This is a genomic window from Bacillus sp. 1021 (assembly GCF_014534735.1).
In the GTDB taxonomy this organism is placed as follows: domain Bacteria; phylum Bacillota; class Bacilli; order Bacillales; family Bacillaceae; genus Bacillus; species Bacillus siamensis.
In genome coordinates this window covers 899,559-917,538 of sequence record NZ_JACVSR010000001.1, presented here as the reverse complement: position 1 = coordinate 917,538, position 17,980 = coordinate 899,559, and the positions used below count along the sequence as shown (strand labels likewise).

Sequence of the window (17,980 nt, the reverse complement as noted above, 5' to 3'; positions counted from 1 at the left end):
CAAATGTTTCTGTCAATCGTTTTTTTCGAACCTATGTTTGTACTGTCAGGAAAATCATGCTATAATCTACTTAAAATCGACGTTTTGAGGTGCGAAATATGACGAAGCTATCAAAAAGGCAGCTTGATATCCTGCGTTTTATTAAAGAAGAGGTAAAAACGAAAGGATATCCGCCTTCTGTAAGAGAGATAGGAGAAGCAGTAGGACTGGCTTCCAGTTCAACCGTGCACGGACATTTGGCGCGGCTGGAGACAAAAGGCCTGATCAGACGGGACCCTACTAAACCGAGAGCGATTGAGGTATTGGATGAAGAAGAAGTCCAAATTCCGAAAAGCCAGGTTGTCAATGTCCCGGTCATCGGAAAAGTGACGGCTGGTATTCCGATTACGGCTGTTGAAAATATCGACGAATATTTTCCGCTTCCTGACCGGATGGTTCCTCCGGGAGAACACGTATTCATGTTAGAAATCATGGGAGAAAGTATGATTGACGCCGGCATTTTTGACAAAGATTACGTCATTGTCAAACAGCAGAACACGGCCAATAACGGGGAAATCGTGGTGGCTATGACCGAAGATGATGAAGCCACGGTCAAGCGCTTCTATAAAGAAGACAATTATGTGCGGCTGCAGCCGGAAAATCCGACGATGGAACCGATTATCCTGCAAAACGTAAGTATTTTAGGGAAAGTGATCGGCGTATTCAGAGCCGTTCATTAATTCTATTAAACTTTATTTATCGTAAAACCCCTCTGAAAGGGGTTTTTCTTTTGCAAAAAAAGAGCAGATTCGCCCTGGCTTAAGAAACGAACCTGCTAAGGAGGAAAAACTTACATCTTTATTATCGGGCATCTCACTTTTGAAGTCAACAAATAATGTTTACCCAAGGAAACTTTTTATCCATATTTCAACTTTTGTATTTGTGCGGGCTGATTTTGATATATATTTATCTTTACCTGGAGCGGGCGGATTACATTGTATTTGTGAAAATTTAGTACATAGTACAATAAGTTTTGATGAGGTGTAAAAAAAACCCGCTTCCTTTGCGGGTATCTATTTTCAATCAAAATGATAATATTCCACGCCGTATAACCCTTTAATATGAACAGGTTCACAGACGCTTGAAGAGCTTTCAATCAGAATCCTGTATTTGTGATACGGATCAATTGATTTTTTGTCCTGGGCACTTAGGTTTAACCAGCTGCCGCTGTAACTTTTAGAACTTAATGTATAAAAGTTTCCGTTCAGCGCCATCCGCTGGAGTTTCACGTTTAAATTGCATGAAGAATTGTTCACAATGGTGAACTTGTATCCTAATAGGTAATCATCAGCTGATACAGCCCCCGGATTTTCAATAAAAAACTCTTTTACATCTCCCTCCATAATGAAGCTTGTTTTTGATCCGAATTCAGTGGTAGCCGCTTCTGCTGAGTGTACTCCGCAAAAACATAATAAAAAAACAGCAATACATATCCACCATTTTTTCAATTTTGCATCCCCCTTTTTTACATATTTTAACTTGTGAATATGGTGATGTCTATTTACATTTTATTGAAACGCACACTTTATAACCACTATATACCAGTTTAAAAATTTGCTGATTGCCTACAATGAAGACTAAACGAAATAACGAAGGTGGTTCAAATGAAACATGTAATTGCTTTCGCTTCTAAAACAGCGCTCACACTTGCTTTGCTGTACATTGTCCTGGATCTGATGTACCAAGTAACTTTTTTAAACGTTCTTTTTATTACCTTGATCTTAAGTTTGATCACTTACTTTTTGGGTGATTGCATGATTCTGCCGAGAACAAGCAATTTTACAGCCGTTGCAGCTGATTTCGGAATTTCATTCATTATATTATGGATATTTCTAATGAACATTGGCGGGTTTAATGTCTCCCCTGCAGCGGCAGCAGTTATTTCTGCATTTTGCCTTTCTGTTTTTGAAGCATTTTTCCACCGGTATCTGCAGCAATTTGTGCTGCCTGAAGATTATCAGGGCGAAACAGGGACAGACAGCACACTATTGAGATATCAAACCGAGGCGTCTGAAGAATTAATGCCGGAAAAAGATTCTGAAGAAAAAACATAAAAAGGAGGCATCCGCCTCCTTCCTTTTTATTTTTGCTTCTGATCGTCCAGCGGCAGCTGCAGCAGTGAGTCTGTGCCTGTCGCTTTCGGTGTTTTTCCGTCCCATTTTTCAATCCATTTATATTTGATCATTTCATCAGACATTGATTTTTTTATGATTTGGTTATAATCAGCGATCCCTTCCGCTTCAATTTTTTTCTTTTTCGCTTCTGCTTCAGCTATTTTAATTTCAGTCTGCGTCCGTTCAAGCTCCTGTGAAGACTTCACTCTTGCATCAATGGCTTCCTGTGTGGCTTTATCCGGCTTCGGTACGCCAAGCGTCAGATCATCAATTAAAAATCCAAGGTTCTTCATATCCTCAGCAAACCTTTTTTGAACATCGGCAGCGGCTTCTGCAGATTTTTGCCCGTATGTGTCAATAACCGAGTATTTGCTGATTGATTTTCGCGCCGCATCCCACAGTCTTGTTTTTAAATATGTATTTTCAATCGTTTCAACGTCTACCGCCCCGAATTTGTTAAACAGATCGACTACTTTATCAGGCTGCACAACATAGTTGTAAGCGATATCCATTTCAATATTTTTACCGTCTGAGGTTGCCACTTTTATATTTTCATTATTTACGGTCTGCATACGCACCGGATATTCCGTTACTTTATTAAACAAACCGACTAAGTGCCAGCCTTGATCCAAAGTTTCGGATTTTACCCCGCCGTTCGGTGAGTATACAACTCCGACATAACCATTCGGTATTTTTTCAATAAATAATGACGCCGTAACGCCCGCAATTAAAAGGGCTGCGCCTATAATCACACCGCCGAGTATTTTTTTTGTGTTTCTCCGCTTATTTTCGCTCATGCTGATCTTCTTCCTCCCATGACTTTTTAAATTTTTTGGCTCCGCTTCCCACTTGTTTAAAGATTGGACTCAGCATCAGCCATAAACCGAATCCGATGATGGCAAGAAGAATGACAGACCCAATCATCACTTTCATTCGCCCACCTCTTTTCTTTCATCCTGTCAGTTATGTATACGATCTTAAGAACTTAAAGTTTCATAAATTTCAAAAGAAAAAGCTCCGCCGGCAAAAAGCGGCGTGCTTATTTATAATTGTCATTGATAAAATCAGAAATCGTTTTTGTGAATTGGAGAAAGGTATCGTTTTGTGTGGACGCTCTGCTTTTAAGCGTAAAAGTATCAAACAGTGATTTTCTGAAACCGGTGCTCATTTCGATTTGAATACTTAATCCGGATGAAGATTGATTGGCAAGATTGTTCGGACTGACACCTGCGTATTTATCATTTATGCCAAGAAGAACGGCAGGATACCCGTTCCGTTTCAGCACACTTGTCAAAAGTTCGGCCCGTTCTCTGTCTGTACCGCCGATTTTTATCTTTTTATCGTCGCTGCCGTAACCGTGCAATGAAATGACATTTGAGTGCTCTTTCACCATTTGAACGGCTTTAGGTTCGTCGAAATGCGAACTGGTCAAATGCAGCTCAGCATTGCCGGCTGATTTTAACCCTTCAAATAAATACAGGCTCCGGTTTTCGGCAATTTTTCTGGCCAACTCACTGGTCCCCGGCTCTATGCCTCCGCCGTGTATAGCTAATATGAGAACAGAAGGGTCATGTTCTTTCGATGAAATAGAAAAAACGGAGGGGGCCTCATGCAGTTTTAATTCTTCGAAACTGCCGTAAGTATCTGAAGCGGCATCAGCCCGTAAAAACGGCAGAAGAAAAAACGATAAAATTAAAACTAAAATTCCTTTTTTGGTTATTGATGGCAATTGTATGTTTATGTTACAATACAAATGCTTCAGCCTTTGAAGCGAACGGCAGAACAGGGTGACTTTGGACGGTTTCTTCTGCTCTGCCTCTTTGCCAGCAGCTTTACGGTCTTCTCTTCTAACCCTTTTTTTCATAACATCATCCTTTCTTTTGTTTACACTTTTGTCACAATATTATATACGTTGGACAAGACCTCCGTTCATCTTAAAGAATAAAAACATCAGAGCATCTTCTAGATAGACGGAATGCTGAAGAGGGAATATCGGGAAATCATTTATCAATATGCTAGCGCGGCTGGCGCTTCGAAATCAATAAAAAGACTGCTTAACAGCAGTCTTTAATCGTTTTATTTTGTGCCTGTTGATCCCAGACCGCCGCGGTCATTGTTCCCGAGCTTGTCCACTTCGATCAATTCCACTTGAGGCATTTTCTTCATGATTCTGAATTGGCAGATCCGCTCTCCCTTGGAAATATCGGTATCCCGAAGTGCATATGCCGGGAAAAACCAGAAATCATTGTCACCTTTATAAGATTCATCGATGACACCCATTGAATTTGTCTGAATAATACCGAAATGCTTATATGTACTTGAACGCGGAACGACATGGGCCTCATATCCTTCCGGCAGCTCCATCGCAACTCCGAGCGGGATAAGTTTGAATTCACCTTTTTTGATTGTTATATCCTCTGCAGCCCGCAGATCGATCCAATCCCCCTGTTCAATTTTACTGATTCTCGTTTGTGTATCATCTGAATATTTAATTTTAATTTGTAAAGTCATGTTCGCCGCTCCTTTTGATTCCCTATTTTAGTCGTATTAATGACCAATCCGTGCACCATTATACCATTTTAACTGAGCAGCTGAGGAAAGGATTTAATGCGAAGAAAAGAAAATGCTGAATTGAGAAGAAACCGATAAGAGGGATATCCCACTCAGGCTTTTGATTACTGTTTGTCATAATAAACATTATACTTTTGATCAAATACTTGTTCGCTTCCGCAGAGATAAATAATACATTCAATAAATGCTTATGAATGCCGAAACCGCCTAGAAAAATGCTAATATTGCAGCCGCAATTCTGCTTTCCTTACTTATCATAACGTCCCCCAACAATCTTTTTCCATCGTTTTCACAGGAGAGCTCCACTTATAATACACACTCTATATAAAGGTAAATTTTATACTAGTTTTCAAAAACTTTCTTCGTTTTGATCTTTCACCTGAAATATTGGCGTTTTTTTGAAATTCAATCTGATTTTAAAAGGGATTTCGTTCTCAACAAAGAATTTGATGAATAAGCGCATAAGGCGCGCGGCTTTTTACTGCTCCCCTGCGTCAAGCGCTTATATCAAAAGAAAGAGGTGTCTTTAGAATGGTTCAATTTAAAAACTTTCCTGATCCGTCTTTAAACGCCGCATTGCAGTCTCACCCTTCGCATTCCTCTGAATTGGAACATCTCAAAGCAAGGATGCAAAATTTTATTAAGCATTCCGCAACAGATGATAATCTTGAGATCGCAGATGCCCGAGTGACGGCGGAAGGAATGGTCACCTCACTTTTAAAAGAACGGCTTGATACAGAATACGAAATGCTTATGAATAAAATCACCCGGGAAGTGAATGTAGAGGATTACGGAGCGGTCCCTGACGGCCGAGACAATACGGAAGCCTTTCGGAGAGCGATCGGGAACGGCCGCGTCAAAGTAAATGTTCCCGCAGGAGAATTTTTAGTTCAAGGGATAAAACTTCCGTCGTGGACTACCATCTCCGGTGAGGGACAAGGGATTACCGTAATTAAACTCCATGAGGACACTCCCGCATATGAATGGGTTATAACCAATGATAACTACGAAAATGGAAACCGTAATATTTTTGTCCAGGGCATGACTTTAGACTGGAATCCTGATCGTCAATGCGGAGTCCGAAACCCCGGGGGACAATTTTCCAGCTGTTTAACGTTTGCCAATGTGCAATACGGCTGGGTCAAGAATGTTGAAGCGGTTAACGCAGGTCTGCATGGTATCGATATCACATCCCCGGCTTATGATCATTTGCCTGAAACAGAATGGACGAAAGACGGCTGCCGTTATATATGGATAGATAACTGTGTGGCGTACGGCGCCGGAGACGACGGTATTACCACCCATTACAGCGAATATATTTTCATTTCCAACTGTCATTCAGGGAACCCGCGCGGCACAGAGCATGCCGAGGGCAGCGCAAATTCGAATGGCATTGAAATTGATGACGGCTCTAAACATGTGTGGCTTTTGAATAACTATACGAGCGGAAATATCCGCGGAATTGAAGTAAAGGCGCACAGCCTGTGGCCGGCTTCCCAAAATGTTCATATTATCGGCCATGTTTCGTATCGTGATGTACGTTCGTTTGATATTCGTCATATCGGACACCACCAGGCCTCAGACCCCGAAAGCACGACGGCTTATGATGTTACTTTAACCGACTGCACCGCGATTGAACCGGTCTTCAACGCTCTCTATGACAGCGTGACGCCAAGGGCGCTGGTTATCTCTGCCTATAAAAACGTAAATGTAAACGGATTCACAGCTATTGGCGATCCTTCATATGATTATGGCGGGAATCCTGTCGTAGCCCTTCAATACCGCAGTCAAAATATTACGATCAGCGGCATTAAAATACGCGGTTTTACACAAGCCGGTGTTGACATCAATATATCCGGCGGATCAAATAAAACCGATTATGTTAAAATTTCAAATTTTGATATTTACAAGTCTTCTCCCAAAGGCATCTCAATTGGCGGAGGCCAATATAACGTAAATATTATGAATGGAACGATGATCGGAGATGGCGGTGCTGTCGGAATTACGTCCCCTAACAGTCAGGCTGTCATTCTCGGCGTGCAGGCGGAAGGCTACAGCGCTGCCGCTTCTATAAAAGGACAGACTTACGAGCAGATCCCCGTCAATTTAAAAGGCGGCGCACAGCTTGCGACAAGCTCGGGTTTTGCATTTAACCCGACAAGCGCCGTTATTGCGGGCACAGGCGATATTACGGCAAGAGGTGACAGAAATGCGATCATCAGCTCTTCCGGAGGTTCAAGTTCCGAAGGTTCAAGGGCATTTATCGCTGCTTCAAACAATGTCCATGTTACGGGCAGCAAAGTCTCCAGAACTATTCTGTCATCAGAAAGCATTACATTGGAAGAACCGTACACCGTTGCCGGAGGGCATCAGTCCATTAAGTGGAAACTGGACTCAGCGGGCGGCCACGGAACTTTCGCCGGAGCCGTCACCTCTTCCCTGTCAGGGTACGGAGAATATTTTGAAAGTGTAAACGGCCAGACGATTCCCGCCGGGACGATCGTCACAGTGAGGGGAGAAAAAATCGAGCCGGCTCACGTTGGTGATTATATGCTCGGCGTCATTTCAGAAACAGCCGCTTTTATATCAGGAGCCGCAAGCTTCGGATGGCAAAGCCGTTTTTTGACAAACGAGTTCGGCGGTTTCATATATGAAAATGTAACTGACGAAGAAACAGGAGAAACGATACGCGTGCCGAAACAAAACCCAGACTGCAGTCCGGCTCTTGAAGCTGACTATGAAGCGCGCGCCGCCAGAGACGAATGGCATATTGTCGGACTCAGCGGCCGGCACTACGTACGGGTAGACAGTACGGTAAACCCGGGAGATTATATCACGGCCCATAACGGAATCGGTACAAAAGCCGCGGAAGGCTGGAAGATATTGAAACTGACCGCCTTATACAGTCCAGAAAAAGGGTACGGCATTGCAATAGCGGTTATCAAATAGGATTTTCATATCAGGATCATTTCCTCCCTATCTATCGGACGGGTATGATCCTGTTTTTTTATACCGGATGAGACGCCTCTTTTACAGCATATCGTTTCATTTGTCCAAGCCATCTGTTCCTTCTGTCATAGAATACTACCGTCAGATGAAAAAGGAGGGATATGAGTATGGATATGAATATGGAAATGGATATGGATATGGATATGGACGGACATTATGATCACGGTAAAAAGGAAGAAAAGCAGCCTAAACAAAAAAAGAAGAAGAAACAAGACAAAAAGCATCTTGATTATGATTACATCGTTGTCTATAAAAGAAAATGCAAAAAATGTTGCTGACATGACATATCAACGCTTTTTACACCCGGTGAACTCCGGGTGTTTTTGTTAATGTGCATTTCTAAATAAGATTTTGATCGTGATAATCAGCATATTGAATTCCACAGACCTTAATGCGAAAAAACTTGCGGCAGCGCACCGCAAGTTTTTTTATTTTTGCACCGAGATACTGCTCATTTTTCTCCTTTATAATGAATATACTTGAAATAGTCTTCGATCACAGATCCGGTAAAGTCTTTCAAAGTGAGGGTATGTCATGTCAAAATGTCTAAAAATAACTCTGTGGAGCATATTTGTGTTGATTATCTTGTTGGTGATTATTGGAATCGTTTCTTACAATCAAACTCCTTCTGCAGGAGGCGCAGCTGAAAGATTGCTTTATAGCGTCTCATCAACGTCCTCATTCAGTATAGAATATACACGTGTATCATGGGGCAGTCCGTTTTGATACATATATCCTCTCAAAATTCCTTCTGATTGAAACCCCGCCTTTATCAATAATTGATGAGACGCTGCATTCTCAATGAAAACAACAGCGCCTATCGGATGAATCTCATAACCGACCTCCGCCCGCTTATGCTTGGGCACCCAAGAGTTGAAACCAATAGTTCCGATTATTCCATTCGCATCTTTTCTCTCAATTCCCCAACGGCTTCCCTTTTTATCATGATATTGATCTTTAAACCAGCCAATCATTTTTTCAGCCTGTTCCATTGAATCAAAAGGTTCCAAACCATAATAGCGTGTTACATTTGCATCCTGAAAAACAAGCAAATATTTGCTTTGCATCTTTCTTTTCAACTTCTCTAAGAATAAGTCTGTCCGTTTCTATTACAGGAAGCATTTACGATCCCCCCTTTAAAAGATGGAAATGTGAGAAGAAAATATATGCAGACGAACTTTTTTTCAAAAATAAACTAGCATCCCTATCAAACTTTGATATTCAGCATAATATGTATTAATCCTCTTAAGGGAGGTGAGATCATATGGGCGGTTATGGTAGCTCCTTTGCGTTAATCGTGGTGCTATTCATTTTATTAATCATCGTCGGTGCTTCTTTCCTCGGCGGTTATTAAGAGTCTCCCTTACCTCCGCATCCATGTCAGCATTACCTCTATGATCGTAAGGCGCCATAATGAATTCATTATGGCGCTTTGCTGTTTCTTCCTTTAACTAACTCTTTCAAACGAAAAAGATCGGCAATGCATGAATGCAGCCGATCAGTCATTTCATAGATTACTGTGTAAGGTTTATATCAATGACATTATAGAAGGCATTGGAAGTATCCGCGACATCCCATACCCCTAAAATGATATGATAACCGCTTCGATCAGTCGGCACAAAAATTCTATGAGTCAGATTCGTATCTGCCTTGGAGCCATCGTGGTTTACCGTTCCGATTAATTCGAATTCATCCCTCGACAAAGGTTTATTAGGATTCCAATTTTTCTTGGTGATATAATAGTGCCACTTTGATGTCGCATGGGGTGCGGTATAGTGCCAAGTAAAAGAATTAAAGCCGCCGCGTATATTCTGTTTTACCCAATGATCTGCAGTCTGCTTGTCCAGACCGAAATCAATTTGTCCCGATCCTCCGTTTGCAGATGCAATTCTTCCATCCGGCGGACCTGCAGCCGGAAATCCTTTCGGCCCTTCAACAGACTGAGGATTATCAATGACGGAGCCATATTTCTGAGCAGCGGCCGTCCAGCCCATTGTCTGTTTCTCTAATGCTCCCATGTACGCTCTGCTGGCGGGATCTTTTATATACCCGTGTGCAGATGCATCACTCGAATAGAAAGCGCCTCCAATACCGAGAGTAACAGTTAAAACTGCAGCTTTGACTAAACCCTTCATCTCTACATCATCCTCCCTCTTTTGTAAAAACCTTTCAGTATATACACTTCACGATGGAGGATGAAATGACCTTCCTTTTCTTGATAGGAAAAAGCAATGAGGTTCGCGCTCTTCCCTTTGTTTTTTATAATCATAAAAAAGCCGGACCGTTTCTGATGTCGAGTCCGCGATGTTCAAAAACCGGCCCGCTCCGCCTGACTCCCATTTAATCGCTTGATTTGCCGGTTTCTCTTCGGATCACCGGTGCTACTTCTGATGCTAATCGTTCGATGTTTTCCGCAGCTTTTTTAAACGGCATACCGCCTATATCGATTTGCGCAAGAAACCGCTGATGGCCAAACAGCTCGTATTGGTGCATGATTTTTTCAATGATCTGCTGTGAGCTTCCGACAAATAAGGCTGTTTCTTTACCGGACGCCCGCTCAAAATCTTCCCTCGTTAAAGGTTCATGAATCCCGTGGTATGAATGAACATGAGACCAATAATTAGAATGATACGGGTAAAATTCTTGTATTGCCTGTTCATTCGTTTTTGAAATGAACGTATGCCCGGTTACAGCAACCTTCACATGTTCCGGCGGATGACCGGCTTTAGAAGCTGCTTCTCGGTATTTGTCAACAAGCGGTTTAGATGATTTCGGATCACCGCTCAATACAGCTAATGCCAGACCGGCGCCTGCTCTTCCGGCCCGCTCCGCACTTTCCGGAGTTCCTGAAACACCTAACCACAGCGGAATGCTTCCGTGAAAAGGCTGAGGGGAAATTTCTGCGTCATTCAGCGGCGGCCGGTAACGTCCTTTCCAGGTGACCGATTCTTCCCCCGAATTTAATTTCAAAAAAAGCTCAACGTGTTCTTCAAACAGTTCTTTATAATAACCCACATCATAACCGAAAAGAGGAAACGAGTCTAAAAATGCACCGCGTCCCGCAATGATCTCCGCCCTTCCGTTTGATATCAGATCAAGCGTTGCAAAATCCTCAAATAAACGGACGGGATCTGCGGTGGATAATACAGTCGTGGCACTCGTAAGCTTAATGTTTTCGGTGAGCTGTGAAATCGCTGATAAGATGACCGGCGGCGACGACACTGCATAATCAAGACGATGATGCTCGCCTACGCCGAATACATCAAGCCCTGCGTCGTCAGCCAATTTCGCCAGCTTTATCAATTCCTCTACCCGTTGCTTTGCGCTGACTGTTTTCCCTGTCAGAGGATCGGGGTATAATTCTGCAAATGAATAAATTCCAATTTCCATACCATCATGATGTTCAGCCCTCACGTATCTCTCCTCCTGCACTGTGTAAAAAAACTTTTATGCCATTATTCTATTCAGCCGTTTTACAAAATGGAATTCATCCAAATAAATACAGCATCTTAGCATCCAAAAGTTCCGTTACATTCCTCACGTACAAATGCGAAACCGCGCAAGAGAACACACCTCGAAAAAGCTAATTCGAATGCATGCGTTCACTTTCAATCCAATCGTGATATTGGTCATAAAGCGCACATATTCTTCCGGCATCAAGGGCGATAACTTCACACCCTCTGTCATCATATACAAAGAAAATAATGTCTTTTGCAATATTCACAAAGAAAACATCGGGATAATCAACGGTGTAACCCCCGAATCTTGGCTTCAGAGGAAAATCTTCGTGAGCAGCTGCCTTAAGTAATGGGGTAATACGCAAATCCTTCCGTTTACATAATAAAGAAAACTGCTGCATCTCGTATTCTTCTGCATCATCTTCTTCGAACGGATACGGACAGGTCTCCACATGAATCCGATATAAATCATCCTTGCACTTCAGAAACGGCTGATAAATTTTTAATTTTCTGGCGTCATTACTTTGAGTTTTGTGCTTATATATGTTTGCAACAAGGAATAAGTCATCGTTTTGTTCAAACAACTCATTAAAAATTTCGGTGATTTGACGATGGACACACTGAAAATACTCATGATTCAGCTCACCGTTTTCATTAAGTTGATATATATGACGGCCGAGAGAAAAGTGAATTCCAACGTCCCATTGATGATAAATGCTCGGCATTAATTTTAAAGCCGGAAACCTTTCCTTCAGATAATCCTTTATTTTCATTCAAAACATTCTCACTTTCTGTTAATGATCGACCCACTTTTTACTTTTTCGCCCTTGTAATATTATTCCGATTGGAATACAATGAAATAGAACACTGTGAACCCCATTATCAGGGTGGATGCTGGTCACATCCATCCTGATCCTTTTTTCACAAGCTCACCTCCACTGCGGATCCTTCCATTTCCGAAGCTGCTCATTGATTTTACACATTTCCATAGTATTACTTTCTTATACATAAGCAGCAAGTGACTCTTTTATGGATCCGGATCAATTTAGAAAATCGAGAAAAACAGACAAAGCTAATTGTTTTGGATGAAAGAGAGGGTTATACCGCCCTTTTTAGTTCAGTCATACCAATGTGTTCTTTTCAGTTTAAATTTTTCTTTATAGGACTCATGATCGGTTTTCCATACTGCTTCAACAGTGATTTCATGACCGATCACTTCATTTCCCGGCATATATTCAAACGTCTGAATATGATCTTCCCCCGTTCCGCCGCCTGCTAATTTCTCTCCGGTGTATTCTGAAAGATGATAGTCTTTATCTTCTCCATATTTCTGGCTGTCAATAAATTCTGAAACACCGATGTAAAATTAAATAGATGTTTGATACGCGTTAATGGCTTGACTTCTCAACAGCATATTATCCTTCGTAACCAGTCCAAGATTGTATGCTTGTTTGGTGATATCCAGCACTTGGTTATCGGTTTCAGTTACAGCTCGTCCTCCAGTGATTTTGGACTTCCAGTAATCGAACTTGTGATGTAACTCTGAACTGCTTTGCAGATTTTGATTTTCAACCACTTTGCCATTCTCCAGCGCTTCTTTGAATTCAGTAAAACCAATTGAACATTGCTGATTCGAACTAATTCCTGCACCTTCTGTCGCTAAACTGCAAAATGCTAAAAACTTTGGATCTTTCGTGATATTGTAAGAGTTATTTAGGCTTTCCATCACATTCACGCCTCTCTCGAATTTTACAACGTTACGGTAAATGATTTTCACTGCTTTTCCAAACCTGAATCTCATTTGATCGTTACTAAACTAAGCATTTTTTCAATTCCATAATCCATTGGTATTATCGGTAATTTTATTGAAGAATTTAACTTAAACGCAAAAAAACCTGCCCCCGGCAAGGTTTTTTTGCGTTAACTATGTTTTTGTTTTAACCATTCTTTCTTTAGCAGTGCGTATTGGAAAGTGTTTTCATATTTAGGTGTTCCATCCTCATATTTTGTAAACGAAATAAATTCAAGAAAATAACCTTCTTTACGCATACCTAATCTTTCACATAATTTTTGTGACTTGTCATTATCATCTTCAACATATGCATAAAGCCTTCTTGCGTCTTTTTGCATAAAGAGATACTCAAAGAAAGCCTTTGCACTTTCACTGGCGTATCCCATCCCTTCAAATCGAGCATTGAAATTCCAACAAACGGAATATGTATCAGGCTCTTCTTTTAAATAAAATAGTTCCCCGATCAGATCATTACTCTCTTTTAAACAAACAGCAATATAAGAATCATCTCTGCTTCTTTTTTGAACGTTTAAGACAGCTTCTTCTATCGTAGAGATTCTGTCATCAAGAAAGCAGTTCACTCTCGGATGTGCCGAATATTCCAAAAGGCCGTGCGAATCTTCCTCGGTAAAATTTCTTAAAACTAAGCGAGGGGTTTCAATTTTTTGCATTTGTTAGTCTCCTATTTTTGAAATGATTCTTCAACAGGCCTCGCCCGTTTGTTAAAGAACGATCTCAATCTATTCGTACTATATATGTTATCATTTTTGTCCAAATCAATAATGTATAATGCTGACGGTTTTTTTAATGAACCTCATTACCCAGAATAGGGAGAAGAACCAGTTAAGCCATTAAAAGCTTATTGAGTAACTTTTCAAACTTATTCACGCTCATCATTTCATGAGTGAGAAATTCTCCATTATAAAACACGCTGAAAGTTGTCCAGATTGCCGGTGATGTTTGGGCCTTATCTTTGGAGGATAATCGATGAGCCTGAAAATGAAGCCCTTTCTTTTCAGTCAGTTCCTTCAAATCCTCTAACACTCCGACTGCGAATGGACATTGAGCTGTATAAAATATTGTGATCCCCTCATCATTAAAAGAACAACTTTTAACCTGTTTTTTAAATACAGGAAGAGCTGCATGCTCATTCCAGGTCAATGACATTAACTGAAAATAGGGTTTTGCTTCATCTTGCAAAGTAAATCCCATATGCTCGAAGAAATGCTTATCACTTAAATAGGGAAGTTTTTTCTTACCAACTATATGAACAATTCCATCCATACCGCGGGATTTGGCATCTTCCGCACATTTATCTAACAAGTGTTTCGCATGTCCGCTGTTCTTATATCTCCCCGAGACCCAAAGACAATTAATATACATAAAATTAGGAGCGCTTATCGGAACCCACGCTTTTTCTGCAGGTAAATATTCAATAAAAACTTTTGCCCGCTCGTTTAATCGATAAAACACCAAACCATCAGCCATTCGATCTTTAAGCCAGCTTTTCTTTTCCGTTACGGCCTTCTCATATTGTTTCGCACCTAGTGCGCAGCAAATATGATTGTCATCAATATTGTCCTTTTTCAATTCAATGTATTCCATTATGATCTCCCCATTCCAAGATCAGCGTTTAACCCGAAATTGTTAAGCTCATGATTTTTCTATAAAAAACTGCTTTCTCAGAAATATAGAGTCCCAAAACCAATAGATTAACGCAGCAGTAATGCTCATCATGTAATAAATGAAATTCTCGAAAACTCTAACATTAATGGACTGACTACCCATGCACCAGAACAAGAACACAGCTAAAAAAGCGACTGCTGTATAAATGAAAAGATGAATCAAACTACACTTTTTCGGCTTCTTTCTTAACCAAAATTGCACAGGAACAGCAAATAAAAAGTAAGTGACGAAAGCGTAAAAAGCAATGATAACTACAGTGACTAATGCGAATGGCACAAAACCCGAGTATACAAACATATACAATCCAAAAACAAGACCAAAAGACATGCTTGAAAACGCCAATGTGAAAGCATAACATTTTAAGCTGCTCCGCGCTGCGCCTTCCATTTATTTCACCCGCTTTTTAAAATTCAGTTCTCTAATTTTTCATTTTCTTCCTGTTATTTAAATCAGTATATATTGATCACTTTAAAAGATCTATATTTTTTGAAATCTTTTTTTTGCCCATAAAAAAGGTCAAGGAGATACCTTGACTATAATCTTCATCCGATTCATCATATTCAAATCCAAAGCCCTTAATCCACATGTCACCGTACCAGCTTACCGGTAAGTATCAATATAACGGAACTGACTTCTGCAAGAAAGTTCCGTTACATGACTATTCCAAATTTTGATCAATCGTTCCTTCAAAATAGTCATCGCTGACCTGTTCATGTGTTTCAGCCAATCCTTTTTCCAGTTGCGTATTTCCCTCATAATCTGATGTGTCAAAATATTTCCCTGCCGTATTTGTTGTGTCAGTTTTTTTATGATGAGTTTGTGTTTCCGTGTCTGCCTGGTTTGCTTTGGTATCGCCGGCTAAAGATTGCTGCTGAAAATCAAAGTCCTTGTCCAAAGAAGAAAATCTTTTGTAATCGTCCGGTCTGTCTGCGCCATGTTGTTCAGCCATGTTGTTCACTCCATATTGATCAATTTTGTTTGACGGGTGTAACTAAGTGTTTTCATTTGTTTTTGGTTTGAACTTTTTTGGGATCATCTGCTTTAAAAGCGGTTTCGGTCTCATGGTCTTTTTTTAATTGTTCAATGCTTGAATTTTGGATTCCTTTTTTGCTCACTGGTTCTCACTCCCTTTCAAATAGAATATAGACCGTTCTTATTGTGTCTATGGGAATTATATTCATACGCTATTCGGTGGATTTTCTTAAAAAGAAGCTTCAGACAATCGCTTTGAATTAAGGCTTTCAAAGATAACCTTTGCCTATAAATTCTCCTTATCAATCAGCCCATCACACCCAATGACCGCACTTCATAAAAAATAAACTCCCCTCCCTCTGAGATGGGGAGTTATCTGTTTTTCTTCAACTGAATAACGCTTGATAAGAAGCGGGAAATTCTTGATTGACGCGCTGCACTTCCCGTGCAAATTCACGTTCCTCTTCTGTCACTCTTCTGAGTCTGTTAGCTTTTTCTTGTGTATCTATGTCGGCACCGGGAGGAACGAACCGATTCGGTGCAATCCGTACACCATTTGTGATAACAGCATTGTATGAAACAAATGATCCTTTTCCTATAATTGCATTGTACACGATTGCCTTAAAACCGATGAACGTGTGATTTCCAAGATAACAAGGGCCATGAATGAGAGCGTCATGCCCGACACTTACATTGTTTCCGATATAAATGGAATATGCCCTATCTTTTACTGAAACAAATTGTTTTAACAAACCATGTAAAATGACCCCATCTTGAAGGTTTGTATTTGATCCAATATAAAAGGGCGTCCCTTCATCTGCGCGAACAGCAGCATTCGGCCCGACATAAACATTGTCCTTTATTCTCACGTCTCCTATCACACTGGAAAACGGACTGATGAATGATGTTTTATCAATTTCAGGGTATCTCTGAACCGGATTAAATGACGTAACAGGGTTAGGGCTGATAAATGGCGCAAAGTTAGCGGGCTGGTGATTATCAAGGTTTTCTTCCGTCAGCTTTCTATCACTCAAAAAAAAGACCTCCTTTGAAAACGTACTATTATATATACTATGTAAATTCCGTTCATAGAGAGACGACAAATTCCTATTTAAACACTATTCGGATAACAAATAATTTCTAGTATCTTTATAGCGTGCGCCCTCAATAAATTTTTAGAGATACTTGTCCGCAAAGTTATGTAAGGGTTTTCAAAAGAAGAGTATTATGCTAAATTGTAAGATAAGTACCAATTTTCTGCCAATATTTGAAAGGGGTGTATGTTGTGAAAGCAGTAGTAGCAACGAAGGACAAAAATATAGCGATCGTACAAAAAGAATTGCGTCCTTTGCGACACGGTGAAGCCAAAGTTAAGATGGAATACTGCGGTGTATGTCATACTGACTTGCATGTTAAAAATGCTGATTTCGGGGATGTGACAGGCGTCACTTTAGGTCATGAGGGAATAGGCATTGTAACCGAGATTGGTGAAGGCGTAGCAAACCTGAAAAAAGGAGACCGCGTCTCCATTGCGTGGATGTTTGAAAGCTGCGGCCGCTGTGAATATTGCTTAACAGGCCGTGAAACCTTGTGCCGGGATGTGAAAAATGCCGGCTATACAGTTGATGGTGCAATGGCTGAAGAAGCAATCGTGGCGGTTGATTATGCAGTGAAAGTGCCTGAACATTTAGATCCGGCAGCCGCAAGCAGCATTACCTGCGCAGGTGTCACAACTTATAAAGCAGTAAAAGTCAGTGAAATTAAACCTGGTCAGTGGATCGGTGTATTTGGAGTCGGCGGTTTGGGCAACTTGGCTGTTCAATATGCAAAAAATGTCTTTAACGCTAAAGTGATTGCTTTCGACATTAGCGATGAAAAACTGAACTTTGCTAAGAGCTTAGGCGCTGACGCGGTTGTAAACAGTTTAAACGAAGACCCCGTCAAGAAGGCTAAAGAAGTGACCGGCGATTTAGGTCTGGATGCCGCGGTCATTACTGCTGTCTCAAAAATCCCTTTCAATCAAGCGATTGATGTTGTAAAAGCCGGTGCGCGTGTAGTGGCTGTCGGTTTACCGGTCGACAAGATGGAATTAGATATTCCCCGTCTTGTGTTAGATGGTATTCAAGTAGTAGGTTCATTAGTAGGAACCAGAGAAGACCTGAGGGAAGCTTTTCAATTTGCTGCAGACGGTAAAGTTGTACCTAAAGTGACAAAACGCCCGATTGAAGACGTGAATGATATATTTGAAGAAATGGAGCAAGGGAAAGTGACCGGCCGTATGGTTATAGATTTTACTTCCTAATGATTAAGGCTGCCGGGAATGATACGGCAGCCATTGA

22 protein-coding genes and 2 pseudogenes are annotated in these 17,980 nt (G+C 40.9%); 6 read left to right on the top strand and 18 right to left on the bottom strand.

Features of this window, described 5'->3' with window-relative positions; translation table 11 throughout:
- The first annotated feature begins 98 nt into the window (after window positions 1-98).
- Window positions 99-719: a transcriptional repressor LexA gene (lexA, locus tag ICW23_RS04550; RefSeq protein WP_007611720.1), complete on the top strand. Its 621-nt coding sequence runs from the start codon at window positions 99-101 to the stop codon at window positions 717-719.
- Between the two features lie 339 nt (window positions 720-1,058).
- Here the strand turns inward: lexA and ICW23_RS04545 are convergent, their stop codons facing one another.
- Window positions 1,059-1,487, bottom strand: a complete 429-nt coding sequence (locus tag ICW23_RS04545) for a hypothetical protein (protein WP_188154089.1) — start codon at window positions 1,485-1,487, stop codon at window positions 1,059-1,061.
- A gap of 156 nt (window positions 1,488-1,643) precedes the next feature.
- Between ICW23_RS04545 and ICW23_RS04540 the strand changes: the two genes are divergently transcribed.
- Window positions 1,644-2,093, top strand: coding sequence for a YndM family protein (locus ICW23_RS04540; RefSeq protein ID WP_188154088.1), 450 nt, complete (start codon window positions 1,644-1,646; stop codon window positions 2,091-2,093).
- Window positions 2,094-2,119: 26 nt separating this feature from the next.
- On the opposite strand, the gene ICW23_RS04535 is transcribed toward ICW23_RS04540, so the two are convergent.
- From ICW23_RS04535 to ICW23_RS18890, 5 genes and pseudogenes are all read right to left on the bottom strand, one after another.
- The gene (locus ICW23_RS04535; RefSeq protein WP_016935983.1) at window positions 2,120-2,950 is read right to left on the bottom strand and encodes a prohibitin family protein; all 831 of its coding nucleotides are present in this window, start codon (window positions 2,948-2,950) and stop codon (window positions 2,120-2,122) included.
- Window positions 2,937-3,086 carry a hypothetical protein gene (locus ICW23_RS04530; RefSeq protein ID WP_016935984.1) on the bottom strand — a complete coding sequence of 50 codons (150 nt, stop codon included), beginning with the start codon at window positions 3,084-3,086 and terminating at the stop codon, window positions 2,937-2,939. The genes ICW23_RS04535 and ICW23_RS04530 overlap by 14 nt, the downstream gene beginning before the upstream one ends.
- Window positions 3,087-3,192: 106 nt before the next feature.
- Window positions 3,193-4,017 carry a poly-gamma-glutamate hydrolase family protein gene (locus ICW23_RS04525; protein ID WP_188154087.1) on the bottom strand — a complete coding sequence of 275 codons (825 nt, stop codon included), beginning with the start codon at window positions 4,015-4,017 and terminating at the stop codon, window positions 3,193-3,195.
- 212 nt (window positions 4,018-4,229) lie between these two features.
- Window positions 4,230-4,664 carry a dUTP diphosphatase gene (locus ICW23_RS04520; protein WP_016935986.1) on the bottom strand — a complete coding sequence of 145 codons (435 nt, stop codon included), beginning with the start codon at window positions 4,662-4,664 and terminating at the stop codon, window positions 4,230-4,232.
- A gap of 164 nt (window positions 4,665-4,828) precedes the next feature.
- Window positions 4,829-4,982: pseudogene (locus ICW23_RS18890) on the bottom strand (TM2 domain-containing protein).
- 273 nt (window positions 4,983-5,255) lie between these two features.
- Here ICW23_RS18890 and ICW23_RS04515 point away from each other — a divergent pair.
- Both ICW23_RS04515 and ICW23_RS04510 read left to right on the top strand, forming a co-directional pair.
- Window positions 5,256-7,673 (top strand): peptidase G2 autoproteolytic cleavage domain-containing protein, encoded by a 2,418-nt coding sequence (locus tag ICW23_RS04515; protein WP_188154086.1) that lies wholly within the window; start codon window positions 5,256-5,258, stop codon window positions 7,671-7,673.
- A gap of 167 nt (window positions 7,674-7,840) precedes the next feature.
- Window positions 7,841-8,011: a hypothetical protein gene (locus ICW23_RS04510; RefSeq protein ID WP_188154085.1), complete on the top strand. Its 171-nt coding sequence runs from the start codon at window positions 7,841-7,843 to the stop codon at window positions 8,009-8,011.
- Between the two features lie 378 nt (window positions 8,012-8,389).
- Here ICW23_RS04510 and ICW23_RS04505 read toward each other — a convergent pair.
- Window positions 8,390-8,855 (bottom strand): annotated as a pseudogene (locus tag ICW23_RS04505) (GNAT family N-acetyltransferase).
- Window positions 8,856-8,997: 142 nt separating this feature from the next.
- Here ICW23_RS04505 and ICW23_RS04500 point away from each other — a divergent pair.
- Window positions 8,998-9,087 carry a YjcZ family sporulation protein gene (locus tag ICW23_RS04500; RefSeq protein WP_016935991.1) on the top strand — a complete coding sequence of 30 codons (90 nt, stop codon included), beginning with the start codon at window positions 8,998-9,000 and terminating at the stop codon, window positions 9,085-9,087.
- A 160-nt stretch (window positions 9,088-9,247) separates the two neighbouring features.
- Here ICW23_RS04500 and ICW23_RS04495 read toward each other — a convergent pair whose 3' ends face one another.
- The 11 genes from ICW23_RS04495 to ICW23_RS04445 form a co-directional block, all read right to left on the bottom strand.
- A complete protein-coding gene (locus ICW23_RS04495) occupies window positions 9,248-9,868 on the bottom strand; it encodes a lytic polysaccharide monooxygenase auxiliary activity family 9 protein (protein WP_064778967.1) in 621 nt (206 codons plus the stop codon).
- A gap of 205 nt (window positions 9,869-10,073) precedes the next feature.
- Window positions 10,074-11,147: an LLM class flavin-dependent oxidoreductase gene (locus ICW23_RS04490; protein WP_016935993.1), complete on the bottom strand. Its 1,074-nt coding sequence runs from the start codon at window positions 11,145-11,147 to the stop codon at window positions 10,074-10,076.
- 169 nt (window positions 11,148-11,316) lie between these two features.
- Window positions 11,317-11,964, bottom strand: a complete 648-nt coding sequence (locus ICW23_RS04485) for a DUF3885 domain-containing protein (RefSeq protein ID WP_188154084.1) — start codon at window positions 11,962-11,964, stop codon at window positions 11,317-11,319.
- A gap of 344 nt (window positions 11,965-12,308) precedes the next feature.
- On the bottom strand, window positions 12,309-12,533 hold the full coding sequence (locus ICW23_RS04480) for a DUF4944 domain-containing protein (RefSeq protein WP_316936457.1): 225 nt from the start codon (window positions 12,531-12,533) through the stop codon (window positions 12,309-12,311).
- A 24-nt stretch (window positions 12,534-12,557) separates the two neighbouring features.
- Window positions 12,558-12,917, bottom strand: coding sequence for a hypothetical protein (locus ICW23_RS04475; protein ID WP_188154205.1), 360 nt, complete (start codon window positions 12,915-12,917; stop codon window positions 12,558-12,560).
- A gap of 194 nt (window positions 12,918-13,111) precedes the next feature.
- Window positions 13,112-13,654 carry a GNAT family N-acetyltransferase gene (locus ICW23_RS04470; protein ID WP_188154083.1) on the bottom strand — a complete coding sequence of 181 codons (543 nt, stop codon included), beginning with the start codon at window positions 13,652-13,654 and terminating at the stop codon, window positions 13,112-13,114.
- Window positions 13,655-13,826: 172 nt separating this feature from the next.
- Complete coding sequence (locus ICW23_RS04465) at window positions 13,827-14,588, bottom strand: GNAT family N-acetyltransferase (RefSeq protein WP_045926665.1); 762 nt, start codon at window positions 14,586-14,588, stop codon at window positions 13,827-13,829.
- A 48-nt stretch (window positions 14,589-14,636) separates the two neighbouring features.
- Window positions 14,637-15,056, bottom strand: a complete 420-nt coding sequence (locus tag ICW23_RS04460) for a UPF0715 family protein (protein ID WP_188154082.1) — start codon at window positions 15,054-15,056, stop codon at window positions 14,637-14,639.
- A 271-nt stretch (window positions 15,057-15,327) separates the two neighbouring features.
- On the bottom strand, window positions 15,328-15,618 hold the full coding sequence (locus ICW23_RS04455; protein ID WP_064778961.1) for a YozQ family protein: 291 nt from the start codon (window positions 15,616-15,618) through the stop codon (window positions 15,328-15,330).
- Between the two features lie 52 nt (window positions 15,619-15,670).
- A complete protein-coding gene (locus tag ICW23_RS04450) occupies window positions 15,671-15,784 on the bottom strand; it encodes a hypothetical protein (RefSeq protein ID WP_064778960.1) in 114 nt (37 codons plus the stop codon).
- Between the two features lie 243 nt (window positions 15,785-16,027).
- Complete coding sequence (locus ICW23_RS04445; RefSeq protein ID WP_395940998.1) at window positions 16,028-16,675, bottom strand: LbetaH domain-containing protein; 648 nt, start codon at window positions 16,673-16,675, stop codon at window positions 16,028-16,030.
- Between the two features lie 251 nt (window positions 16,676-16,926).
- On the opposite strand from ICW23_RS04445, the gene adhP reads away from it, so the two are divergent.
- Window positions 16,927-17,943, top strand: a complete 1,017-nt coding sequence (gene adhP / locus ICW23_RS04440) for an alcohol dehydrogenase AdhP (RefSeq protein WP_188154081.1) — start codon at window positions 16,927-16,929, stop codon at window positions 17,941-17,943.
- Window positions 17,944-17,980 lie beyond the last annotated feature (37 nt).